The 11,812-nt window shown below is 62.0% G+C and carries 10 protein-coding genes; 8 read left to right on the top strand and 2 right to left on the bottom strand.

All coding sequences use genetic code 11. The annotated features are described in order from the left end of the window. Positions 1–11 precede the first annotated feature (11 nt). The 4 genes from QZY67_RS05955 (at position 12) to QZY67_RS05940 (ending at position 4,264) form a co-directional block, all read left to right on the top strand. Positions 12–917: an AraC family transcriptional regulator gene (locus QZY67_RS05955; RefSeq protein WP_295369059.1), complete on the top strand. Its 906-nt coding sequence runs from the start codon at positions 12–14 to the stop codon at positions 915–917. Between the two features lie 209 nt (positions 918–1,126). Continuing rightward, a complete protein-coding gene (gene galE / locus QZY67_RS05950; RefSeq protein ID WP_295369057.1) occupies positions 1,127–2,146 on the top strand; it encodes a UDP-glucose 4-epimerase GalE in 1,020 nt (339 codons plus the stop codon). 72 nt (positions 2,147–2,218) lie between these two features. After that, positions 2,219–3,145 carry a sugar phosphate nucleotidyltransferase gene (locus tag QZY67_RS05945; RefSeq protein WP_294533345.1) on the top strand — a complete coding sequence of 309 codons (927 nt, stop codon included), beginning with the start codon at positions 2,219–2,221 and terminating at the stop codon, positions 3,143–3,145. Positions 3,146–3,151: 6 nt separating this feature from the next. Beyond that, positions 3,152–4,264, top strand: coding sequence for an aminoglycoside phosphotransferase family protein (locus QZY67_RS05940; protein WP_295369055.1), 1,113 nt, complete (start codon positions 3,152–3,154; stop codon positions 4,262–4,264). 91 nt (positions 4,265–4,355) lie between these two features. Here QZY67_RS05940 and QZY67_RS05935 read toward each other — a convergent pair whose 3' ends face one another. Continuing rightward, entirely contained in the window at positions 4,356–5,669 is a 1,314-nt protein-coding gene (locus tag QZY67_RS05935; protein ID WP_295369053.1) for a helix-turn-helix domain-containing protein, read from the bottom strand. A 512-nt stretch (positions 5,670–6,181) separates the two neighbouring features. Between QZY67_RS05935 and spoIVB the strand changes: the two genes are divergently transcribed. Beyond that, the gene (gene spoIVB, locus QZY67_RS05930) at positions 6,182–7,309 is read left to right on the top strand and encodes a SpoIVB peptidase (RefSeq protein ID WP_295369052.1); all 1,128 of its coding nucleotides are present in this window, start codon (positions 6,182–6,184) and stop codon (positions 7,307–7,309) included. 79 nt (positions 7,310–7,388) lie between these two features. Here the strand turns inward: spoIVB and QZY67_RS05925 are convergent, their stop codons facing one another. After that, positions 7,389–8,507 (bottom strand): helix-turn-helix domain-containing protein, encoded by a 1,119-nt coding sequence (locus QZY67_RS05925; RefSeq protein WP_295369050.1) that lies wholly within the window; start codon positions 8,505–8,507, stop codon positions 7,389–7,391. A 189-nt stretch (positions 8,508–8,696) separates the two neighbouring features. Between QZY67_RS05925 and QZY67_RS05920 the strand changes: the two genes are divergently transcribed. The 3 genes from QZY67_RS05920 to QZY67_RS05910 all read left to right on the top strand — a co-directional run bounded on the left by QZY67_RS05920 (position 8,697) and on the right by QZY67_RS05910 (position 11,696). Beyond that, complete coding sequence (locus QZY67_RS05920) at positions 8,697–9,260, top strand: RNA 2'-phosphotransferase (protein ID WP_295369048.1); 564 nt, start codon at positions 8,697–8,699, stop codon at positions 9,258–9,260. A 199-nt stretch (positions 9,261–9,459) separates the two neighbouring features. Next, complete coding sequence (gene spo0A, locus QZY67_RS05915) at positions 9,460–10,230, top strand: sporulation transcription factor Spo0A (RefSeq protein ID WP_295369047.1); 771 nt, start codon at positions 9,460–9,462, stop codon at positions 10,228–10,230. Positions 10,231–10,670: 440 nt separating this feature from the next. After that, positions 10,671–11,696, top strand: a complete 1,026-nt coding sequence (locus QZY67_RS05910; protein ID WP_295369045.1) for an aldose epimerase family protein — start codon at positions 10,671–10,673, stop codon at positions 11,694–11,696. Positions 11,697–11,812 lie beyond the last annotated feature (116 nt).

The raw sequence follows: 11,812 nt of genomic DNA, 5'->3' as shown, positions 1-11,812 counted from the left end.
GGTAATGCTTCATGCCCTTTCACCCCGTCACACTGAACCGGCCCATCCAGGTGGACCGGGTGGTGACCGTACATTACTTTGAATACTCCAGCGACTACTACTTCGAAGGGGAATGCCATGATTTCTGGGAATTCCTCTATGTGGACAAGGGTGAGCTGGACGTGCTGGCAGGAGACCGGACGCTGCGGATGACCAGGGGCCAATTCATCTTCCATGCGCCCGGCGAGTTCCACGCCCTGCGGGCCACCGGGACCTCGGCGCCCAACCTGGTGGTGGTCAGCTTCTACTGCGACGGCCCGGATATGGCCCGCTTTGAGGGGCGGGTGGACAACGCCGGCGACGCGGAGCGGGCCCTGATGGCCCGCATTGTGGAGGAGGGCGCCGCCGCCTTCTCCACCCCGCTGGACGACCCCGCCACTACCGCCATGGAGCGCAGTCCCGACGCCCCCTTCGGCGCGGAGCAGCTGCTGGGAGCCGCCATCGAGGGGCTGCTCATCTCCCTGCTCCGGCGGGACGGGGCGGCCCCGCCGCCTCCCGCCAGCCTGATCCGTACCCGGGGCCGGGAGGAACTCTTCGGCAAAGTCACCGACTACCTGCGCTCCAACCTGGGCCGCAGCCTTACGCTGGAGGAGGTGTGCCGGGACAATCTGGTTGGCCGCAGCCGCCTGCAGCAGCTCTTCCGGGAGCACACAGGCGGCGGCGCCATGGAGTACTTTGGCAGGCTGAAGATCGAACGGGCCAAGGAGATGATCCGGGAGGGCAGCCGCAACTTCACCGAGATCGCCGCCGCGCTGGGCTATCAGTCCATTTACTACTTTTCCCGCCACTTCAAAAAGGTCACCGGCATGACCCCCAGCGAGTATGCCTCCAGCGTAAAAATTCTGGCGGGCAAGACCCGCCCCGGCGGCGGGCGGTAACAGCCGCCTCCTTTGCGGACGATTCTGCAAATATCGTGTACCCTGCCGGAAGCGGCAACCCTTTTGTATAAATATTGTGGGGAACTGTCCATTCCATTTTCCGCCCTCCGCGGTTACAATGGGGACAGTGAAACGTACGAAGCCAGCGGGACAGTCCCCAGCGCGTTTTGGTGGTCAGACATTATTATAGTGGAAAAGGAGCGTTTTTTATGTCTATTCTGGTCAGCGGCGGCGCCGGTTATATCGGCAGCCACACCTGTGTTGAGCTCATCGAGGCCGGCTACGACATCGTGGTGGCCGACAACCTGTGCAACTCCAGCGAGGAGTCCATCCGCCGGGTGGAGAAGATTGTGGGCAAGCAGATCCCCTTCGTCAAGACCGAACTGTGCAACCCCGACGAGGTGGAGGCCCTCTTCACCCAGTACCCCGATATCGACGCCGTCATCCACTTCGCCGGCCTGAAGGCCGTGGGCGAGAGCGTCCAGAAGCCCCTGGAGTACTACACCAACAACCTGGTCAACTCCCTGGTGCTCCTCAACGCCATGCGCCGCCACGGGGTGAAGAACTTCGTGTTCTCCTCCTCCGCCACCGTGTACGGCGACCCCGCCTCCGTGCCCATCCGGGAGGACTTCCCCACCGGCGGCACCACCAACCCCTACGGCACCACCAAGCTCTTCCTGGAGCGCATCCTCACCGACATCTGCGCCGCCGACCACGAGCTGAACGTGGCCCTGCTGCGGTACTTCAACCCCATCGGCGCCCACGAGTCCGGCCTCATCGGCGAGGACCCCAACGGCATCCCCAATAACCTGGTGCCCTACATCGCCCAGGTGGCCGTGGGCAAGCTGGAGAAGCTCCATGTCTTCGGCAACGACTACCCCACTCCCGACGGCACCGGCGTGCGGGACTACATCCACGTGGTGGATCTGGCCAAGGGCCACGTGGCCGCGCTGAAGAAGCTGGACACCAAGTGCGGCCTGTTCGTGTGCAACCTGGGCACCGGCAAGGGCTACTCCGTGCTGGACATCCTCCACGCCTATGAGAAGGCCTGCGGCAAGACCCTGCCCTACGTCATCGACCCCCGCCGCCCCGGCGACATCGCCGAGTGCTACGCCGACCCCTCCAAGGCCCTCAACGAGATGGGCTGGAAGGCCCAGTACGGCATCGAGGAGATGTGCGCTTCCAGCTGGAAGTGGCAGTCCATGAACCCCAACGGCTATAAGAGCTGAGGCTCTCTCCTCCCCCGCCGGGGAAGATATCAGTGCGGAAATCAAAAGGTTTATTGAGGAGGCGTTTTGATTATGAAGAAACCCGTTCTTGTGGTCATGGCCGCCGGCATGGGCAGCCGGTACGGCGGTCTCAAGCAGCTGGACCCCGTGGGCGCCCACGGCGAGCTCATCATTGACTACTCCATCTACGACGCCAAGCGGGCCGGCTTTGAGACCGTGGTCTTTGTCATCAAGCCGGAGATCGAGGCCGACTTTAAGGCCGGCATCGGCGACCGCCTGAGCAAGGTGATGGATGTGAAGTACGCCTATCAGCTCAGGGAGGACCTGCCCGAGGGCTACTCCGTCCCCGAGGGCCGTGTGAAGCCCTGGGGCACCGCCCAGGCCGCCCTGGCCGCCCGGCACGTGGTGGACGGCCCCTTCGCCGTCATCAACGCCGACGACTACTACGGCCCCGAGGGCTTCCGTGAGATCTACAACTACCTGGTGGACCACCCCGACAAGGACGGCGTGTATCAGTACGCCATGGTGGGCTATCTGCTTGAAAACACCGTCACCGAGAACGGCCACGTGGCCCGGGGCGTGTGCGTGGAGAACGAGAACCACGAGCTGCTCAGCGTCACCGAGCGCACCCGCATCGAGAAGGGCGAGACCTGCCCCCGGTATACCGAGGACGACGGCAAGACCTGGACCGACCTGCCCGGCGACACCATCGTGTCCATGAACCTGTGGGGCTTCACCCGCAGCTACCTGGACGAGGCCTGGGCCCGGTTCCCCGCCTTCCTGGACGACGCCCTCAAGAACAACCCCATCAAGGGCGAGTACTTCCTGCCCAGCGTGGTGAGCCAGCTCATCGCCGAGGGCAAGGCCCGGGTGGAGGTGCTCCGCAGCCGTGACAAGTGGTACGGCGTGACCTATAAGGAGGACAAGCCCGTGGTTGTGGCCGCCATCCGCGCCATGACCGAGTCCGGCCTGTACCCCGAGAAACTTTGGGAGGAATAAGAGACCATGGCCAATACTGCTGAGCTCCATCTTCAGGAAGCCCTGGCCGCCTACGACTTCGGCGCGCCCCTGGTGGGGGCCGTCCGCTTCGGCAAGGGCCACATCAACGACACCTTCTGCGTCCACACCCAGCCCCTGGAGGGCGACTGCGTGCGCTATATTCTCCAGCGGGTGTCCAACGCCGCCTTCTCCCGCCCCGATCAGCTGATGTCCAACATTGTGGGCGTCACCGACTATCTGCGCAAGGTCATCGCCGAGGAGGGCGGCGACCCCGACCGGGAGACCCTCACCGTCCTGCGCACCCGGGACGGCAAGAGCTACTTCACCGACAGCGAGGGCCGGGCCTGGCGCGTGTTCCCCTTCATCGAGGACACCGTCTGCCTCCAGGCCGCCGAGACCCCCGAGCTCTTCGAGGCCTCCGCCCTGGCCTTCGGCCGCTTCCAGCACCAGCTGAAGGACTACCCCGCCGACACCCTCTACGAGACCATCGCCCGCTTCCACGACACCGAGAACCGGCTGGCCAACTTCAAGAAGGCCCTGGAGGCCGACGTGATGGGCCGGGCCCAGGACGTGCAGCCCGAGATCGACTTTGTCCTGGCCCACGAGGCGGACTGCTCCGTGGCCATGTCCGCCCTGCGGGAGGGCAAGCTGCCCCTGCGGGTCACCCACAACGACACCAAGCTCAACAACGTGCTCATCGACCGTGAGAGCGGCAAGGGCATCTGCGTCATTGACCTGGACACCGTCATGCCCGGCCTGGCCATCAACGACTTTGGCGACTCTATCCGCTTCGGCGCCAACCACTCCGCCGAGGATGAGCAGGACCTGTCCAAGGTCAACTTCGACCTGGACCTCTTCGAGGCCTACACCCGGGGCTTCCTCACCGGCTGCGCCGGCAGCCTGACCCCCGCCGAGCTGGAGTACCTGCCCTGGGGCGCCAAGCTGATGACCCTGGAGTGCGGCATCCGCTTCCTCACCGACTATCTGGAGGGCGACCACTACTTCGCCACCCACCGCGAGGGCCAGAACCTGGACCGCTGCCGGACCCAGTTCAAGCTGGTCTCCGACATGGAGAAGGCCTGGGAGGACATGGCCGCCGTGGTCAAGAAGTACGCCTGAGTATCTCTTTTCCCCTTAAATACATGACAAAAGCGCTTTCGGAAACGTTAACGTTTCCGAAAGCGCTTTTTCGTTTCAGAGTTCACTCCGTTTACGCCCGCCTTCTCCCGCTCTCCTCTCCGGCCTCCGGCCTGCCCCGGCGCGCCCGGAACCGGCCCGGCGTCACGCCGGTATATTTTCGGAACACCTTGGTAAAATAGCTCTGATCGTCAAACCCGCACCTGTCGCAGATCTCCGCGATGGAGGCGTCCGTATTGAGCAGCATGTCCCGGCTTCTGGAGATGCGCAGCGCGCCCAGGTAGCTGTTGAAGCTCTCCCCCACCGCTTCCTTGAATACCCTGCTGAAGTAGGATGGGGACAACCCCACATGTCTTGCCGTATCCTCCAGCGTCACCCTGCCCCGGCAGTTCCGCCTGAGGTACTCAATGGCCTTGTAGATGATATCCCTGTGCCTGACATCCGCCAGAGCAAGCACTGAACTCACAAACCGCTCGGCCGCCTGCGTCAGCCACAGCGCCAGGTCCTCTGCTGTGCGCAGGCAGTCAATCTCGCTGAGACAGCGGCAGTTCAGATCAAGAATCATATCCTCATCGCCCCCGCCGTCCACCGCCGCCCGGGAGAGCACCGCCATCAGCTCCAGGGCTCTGGCCCTCATGAGGCGGAGGTCGCCTCCTGCGGCGGTGAGAAGGTACTCCAGCAGCTCGCCGAGCAGCCGCCGGGCGGCGTCCTGGTCCCCCTCCGCGACGGCCCGGACCAGCTCCCGCTCCTTGTCCAGCGGGTAGCGCCCCTGCCCTTCCTTCCGCTTGTGCTGCTGAGTGCGGGCGCCGGTATCCTGCTGCCGGGCGGTCTCCCCCCGTCGGGACGGGAGGGCGGCGCCGCCGTCCCCCACGCACACTGCGGCGGCAGAGAGCAGGGCCGACATGTGGGACAGCCGTGCCGGCTCCATGGCGGGAGAGCACTCCAGCGCCGCGCACAGCGCCGCCATATCCTCCGGCGGCAGGCCCTGCCACGCCCCGGGGTCGCCCGCCAGATAGTCCTCCACGTCCATAATCAGGGCGGGACCGCCCACCAGCGCCCCCGCCGCCCGCCCCTCCACCATAATGGGGGAGGCAAAATAGGCCAGGCCGGCGGGACAGAAGTAGATATACCGGCCGCCAAGCCGCTCCGCCTGGGCCACGCCGTACAAATGGAGCTTACCGCAGGGGGAGGGCACGCCCCACCGTTTTGTCAGGGCGCGGCAGGCCTCGCACCCCTCGCAGCCCGCCCGGGCTGTGAACAGCGTTTCTCCCTCCCTGTTCAGGACAGCGCAGCTGACGCCGCAGGCGGCGGAAAAGGACTCCGCCGTCTCTCTCGCCGCCTTGACATCAAAGGCGCAGCCCTCTCCCCTGTCCCTGTGCTGTTCCATCCCCATTTCCTCCGTATGCCCTGTCCGTCAGGCCTGCTTTCACATAAAATCCGGGATTCCCGCTTCTTTTCTGCCGGTTTCTGTCTGCATTATAGACTTCCGCGCAGTTTCTTCACCATAAATATTCCCGCTTTAATTGGTAGTTTTCCTGCCGCTTTCTCCGGCGCAGTACAGCCGCTTGTTTCATGCTTCCAGCATCTTTTCCGCCTGTTTATCTTTATTTTTTCTTTTTTTCTTCTTTTTTAGCCGATTGGCTCTTATAATTTAAATCGTTTTCTGTTCCGGCGCTATGCCCGACATCCGGCCGGAACCGCATATTTTGGAACTTTCACAGATACTGGAACAGCATCTTTCCAAAATGCTTTGGCTGCGGGCACTGGGTAATTCCGGGCATCCAGCGCTGTGTGACTTTGGCAGCGGCGGCAGGCTGTTTTTGCCCGAAACGGGGCCATATTAAGAGAGGCGGAGCAGAGATGCCCGTCGGTTTTTATTTTTTATAGAGAGGTGGTTCTATGAAGGAGGAAGAACGGGGGCAGCGCCCGACGGCCGCGCTGCGGCTCCTGGCCGTCTGCCTGGCGGCGGCAGGACTGCTCTCTCTCGCTCCGGTGCCCGCGGCGGCAGCCGGGCCGGGAGAGGCAGCCCTGGAGGCGTGGAGTCTTGGCGGCGGCGCGCAGCCGTCCGCTGAAACGGTGCGCACGGTGATCCCGCTGGGCCGCGCGGTGGGGATCAAGCTCTTCTCCGACGGCGTTCTGGTGGTGGGCCTGTCGGAGATCTCCACCCAGCAGGGCGCCCAGGCCCCTGCCAAGGACTGCGGCCTGCAGGAGGGAGATATCATCACCCACATCAACAGCGAGGAAGTAGACACCATTGAGGAGGTGCGGGAGATCCTGCAGGAGGTGGGAGACCACCAGATGAGCATCCGCTGCCTCCGGGGGGAAAAGCAGCTCCAGATGACCATCCAGGCTGTCCAGTGCAGCACCGACGGCGCCTATAAGCTGGGCGCCTGGATTCGGGACTCCATGGCGGGCATCGGCACCATGACCTTCTACGACCCGGACTCCGGCGTCTTCGGCGCCCTGGGCCACGGCATCAGCGACGTGGACACCGCCCAGCTGATGCCCCTGTCCTCCGGCTCTATCATGTACGCCGAGGTGACCGACGTAAAGAAGGGCGAGTCCGGCAATCCCGGCGAGCTCCATGGGGCCTTTCAGGTCTCCCAGGATATGGGCAGCCTCTATGCCAACACCCAGCGGGGCGTCTTCGGCTACCTGACGGACCAGTGCCTGACCCAGGGCATTGAGCCGGTGGAACTGGCCGCCCGGGAGCAGGTCCAGGTGGGCGAGGCCACCATCCTCTCCAATATCGCCGGGGATCAGGTGGAGGAGTACACGGTGGAGATCACCCACATCTACCCGGAAAACGACGACGACCCGAGAAACATGATGATCAAGGTCACAGACCCCCGCCTGCTGGAGGCCACCGGGGGCATTGTGCAGGGGATGAGCGGCAGCCCCATCCTGCAAAACGGCAGGCTGGTGGGCGCGGTGACCCACGTGCTGGTCAACGACCCCACTCAGGGCTACGGCATTCTGGCGGAGAACATGCTGGACGCCGCAGAGCAGCAATCGCGCGGAAGCTAAAACCAGAAGCAGCACCGACAAGCGGAGAGCGGGTACCGCCGGACGTTAGTCCGGTGGTACCCGCTTTTCCTGTAAGCAGTCATTGTCCGGCATCATGGGACAGAGCTTGCAGCCGGTCGATTTCTCTGTGAATGTGTTCCACTTCCCGGCCCTCTGTGATGCTCCACTCGTTTTTCAGAATTTCCAGCTGCTCCTTCAGGCTCTCCACCGCTTCGGCGTACTTTCCCTGTATCTCATAGATATGGGCGGCGGTAATCTGGGCGTCCGTATACTTGGGGGGCGGCTGCAGCTCCTGGGCCCGCCTATAATACTGGATCGCCTCGTCATAGCGGCAGGCGTATGCCATGGCATCCGCCATGTTGGCAAAGGCCAGCCAGTCGCCGCTGTAGTCCTCCAGCATCTGGCTCCAGATGGCTTCCGCCTTTTGATGGTCGCCCCTCTGCCAGGCGATTTTGCCCTGATAGTAGGGGACCCGGCAGCTGTTGTCCAGCCGGCGCACGGTTTCCCAGACTTCTGCGGCTTCCTCCAGGCGGTAATCCGCAATCAGCTCGTCCAGCAGCCACAGGTATCCGCTCAGGTATTTGGGATTTTTCCGCACAAACCGCTGATAGTATGCAATGCGCCTGCTGTGGTTTGCCCAGTCCCAGTCCGGGATGCTCCCTTCCTGGGCCCGCTGCAGATTGTTGTGATTTTCCTTCACTGTCGGCGCCAGCTCCAGCGCCTCCTTTGCGTAAAATTCCGCTGTTCTCCTCAGCTCATCGGCCTTGTGGTTGAACAGGCTGGACAGCAGCCGCAGAGCGTCGCTCTTGCTGTCCTTCTTGCTGAGCATTCCCTTCAAAAATGTCTCAGCCTGGCGAAACTCTTCGGCGCTCAACGCCTCCTGCATTTCAAGCATATGTTCAATTCGCTCGAACTGCGCCTGCTCCGTGAGGTCAAAGAGGTCATCAATGGTACAGCCGAAATAGACCGCGATTTTCGGGAGCAGCAGAATGTCCGGCATGGAGGCCTCGTTCTCCCATTTGCTTACCGTCTGGTAGGAAACATTCAGCGCTTTAGCCAGTGAGTCCTGGGTAACGCCTTTTTGCAGGCGAAGCTGTTTGATTTTCTTTCCAAGTTCTAACTTCATCATGACTCCTTCTCTGAGCTTGTCTCTGACATTATGGGTTATTTCGAAATCATGGCGGCCGCCACCTTTCAAACCCATTATAGATGCCTGCATCCCCAGTATCAATCGCGGAGAAAGCTAACGATGTCACGAATGCAGAGAACTGCAGACCGTATGGCTCCCGCCGCTCTGATTGACCTGCGTCCGTTTTTATGCTATAATATGGAAAATATTATGTAAATTTAAGCGGAACCAGCCGCGCCGCTTCTGGAGGGAGCCGCCATGCGCCAGGACAAATTATCCATCTATCTCTGCCGCCTGCTGCGGCACGCCCCCGGGGATGCCGGCCTGGATATGGACCGCCACGGCTGGGTCAGCACTCAGCAGCTTATCGACAATGTCAGCAGGGCCGGCCGTTACCATCTCACCATGTCCCAGCTGGAGCAGCTTGTGGCCAATGACAGCAAAGGCCGCTACCGTTTCAGCCTGGACAAGCGCAGAATCAAGGCCTGCCAGGGCCACTCCATCCCCTGGGTGGAGCCTGAACTGACCCCCGCCGCTCCGCCCGCCTGGCTGTACCACGGCACCACGGAACAGGCCTGGCGCGCCATCCAGGAGAGCGGATACATCTCCAGGATGTCCCGCCACGCGGTCCACATGCAGGCTGAGGTATCCAAGGCCTGGCAGTCTGCCCGCCGCTGGCGGCAGGCCCCGGTGGTGCTGAAAATCGACGCCCGGGCCATGGCCGCCGACGGAATCCCATTCGGCCTGTCTGACAACGGCGTTTGGTGCACGGAGCGGGTGGAGCAGAAGTATGTCTGCGATGTGCTGAGGCCCTCTGTCTGAACGGCCAAATCCGCCCTTTTCTCCCCTTTGCCCCGTCAATTCGACTTTTGAGGTCGAGAATAGTCGAATCGTTTTTATCCATTTATTTCCTTTTTCCTCTTGCACTCGCTGTCTATTTATGGTAAATTATAGCCAACCGGTAATGACATCTGGCCCGCGGCGCTATCTTATCAAGCACAAGCTTGGAAAGGACGAGGACATGGACAACAAGATCAGAATTTTGACTGCGGATGCGGGAGAGGAATTCCGCAGTCTGCTTAACGACGCGCTCAGCGAGGAGCCCGATATGGAGGTTATCGCCTCCACCGGGGACGGACAGGAGGCCATTCGCCTGGCAAAGGAGCTGGTGCCGGACGTGGTGGCCATGGACCTGGTCCTCACCCGGATGGACGGACTGGAAGTGCTCTGTGAGCTGGCGAGCCTGACGCCCCGGCCCCGGGTGCTGGTTATCTCCAGCTTTGCCAGCGGGGCGGTGGCCGCCCACGCCGCCTCGGCGGGCGCGGACTACTACCTGATGAAGCCCTGCCGCATGACCACCGCCGCTGAGCGCATCCGCCAGCTCTCCGCGCTCATCCAGCCCGGACAGGACGAGTCCGCCCAGACCGCCGCCAAGGAGCAGAGCCTGGAGAGCACGGTCACCTCCATCATACATGAGATCGGCGTTCCCGCCCACATCAAGGGCTACCAGTATCTGCGGGAGGCCATTATCATCGCGGTTCAGGACATGGATGTGATCAACGCCGTCACCAAGGTACTCTACCCCGAGGTGGCCAAGCGGTTCAACACCACTGCCTCCCGGGTGGAGCGGGCCATCCGCCACGCCATTGAGGTGGCCTGGGACCGGGGCGATCTGGAGACCCTCCAGAAGTACTTCGGCTACACCGTCTCCAACGCCAAGGGCAAGCCCACCAACAGCGAGTTCATCGCCATGATCGCCGACCGGCTCCAGCTTCAGCAGCGGGAGAAATGATTGCCGCAGCTGCTTTGCGCAGAATATGCCCGCTCCTCCCGGTTCCATCCGGTGAGCGGGTATATTTTTATGCAAAAGCACAGCAAAATGGTCATATCCCCTCTCAGACGGCGAGATTTGAAATTTTTTCCCCTGCCCACACAATGTTCAATTTTGCATTGAAGCGCTTCGGCTTCCGGCTGTTTTCACCATTTTATTTTTCTTTTCCCATCAGGATCGTATAAAATCTCTGTTGTCAACCGTGCGTCAATGTTATATACTTTGCTATGCAAAACATATCAATTTAGTATGCGCCATTTCCTCTCCCCTTCGGGGCAGCCGGAAATGATGCGCAAAAACTTCATGCGCCGATGCTTTACCTCTGATCGTGGTGCGCCAATGGCGCATGAAGTTTCATACATGAAATTTTATCACCGTCTGTCTGAAAGGAGCTCCACGCTATGAGTGAGACCGGCGCACAGCCCGGGGTCTGGATTGCCCGCCCCTTCGGCACCACCAGCACAGGTGAGGCCGTCACCTGTTACCGCATTGAGAATCCCTCCGGCGCATGGGTAGAAGTTCTGGATTACGGCTGTACGCTGCGGGGGATTGGCGTTCCAGACAAAAATGGCCGGATTACCGACGTTCTCCTGGGCTATGACTGTATTGAGGATTACGAAGCCGGCAGCGCCTATCTGGGGGCTGTCCTAGGCCGCTGCGCCGGACGTATCGCCGGAGCCAAGATAACGCTGGGCGGCAAGACCTATCCCCTCTCCGCCAACCGGGGCGACCACCAGATCCACGGCGGCTTCCGGGGCTTTGACCGGTACGTCTGGTCCGCCAAGATCCGTGGCGGCAGCCTGGTGTTCCGCCGCCGTTCTCCCGACGGCGAGGAGGGCTACCCCGGCAATCTGGAGGTGTCCGTCTCCTTTGCCTGGAGCAGCAGCAACACCCTCTCCATGGAGTTCACCGCCTTTTCCGACCAGGACACCGTGGTCTCCCTCACCAACCACCCCTACTTCAACCTGAACGGCGCCGGCGCCGGCACCATTGACGGGCACACTCTCCAGGTCTCCGCCGACGAGTACACCGAGCTGGACGAGCGGAATTTGATTACAGGCCGTATTCTTCAGGTGGAAAATACCCCTCTGGATTTCCTTCGGGCCAAGCCCCTGGACATTCCGGTGGACTATAATTTCTGCTTCTCCCGCACCGGGCTCCATTCCGCCGCCCGGCTCTGCAGCAGGGAGAGCGGCATCGCCCTGGATGTCAGCACCACCCAGCCCGGCCTCCAGGTCTATACCGGCGACTTCCTCTCCGGCCCGGCCGGAAAGGGCGGCGCGGTATACGGCCCCCGCAGCGGCGTGGCGCTGGAAGCCCAGGGCTGGCCTGACGCCGCCGCCTGGCCCGCCTTCCCCTCCAATATTCTGCGGCAGGATACCCCCTATCAGCAGCGCATCGAATTTGCCTTCTCTGTCCGCGGCTGAGTTCCCTCCCGCTACATAAAAATGCCGTTACTTTCGCGCCGCACAGCGGCGCAAAAGTCCCCGCTCCGCTCTCCGGAAGCCTTGCACAGCAAGGCTTCCGGGGCATTCGATTCCAC

It is taken from the genome of uncultured Pseudoflavonifractor sp. (assembly GCA_904419835.1).
Lineage (GTDB): Bacteria > Bacillota > Clostridia > Oscillospirales > Oscillospiraceae > Pseudoflavonifractor.
This window is presented reverse-complemented; position numbering and strand designations above follow the sequence as displayed.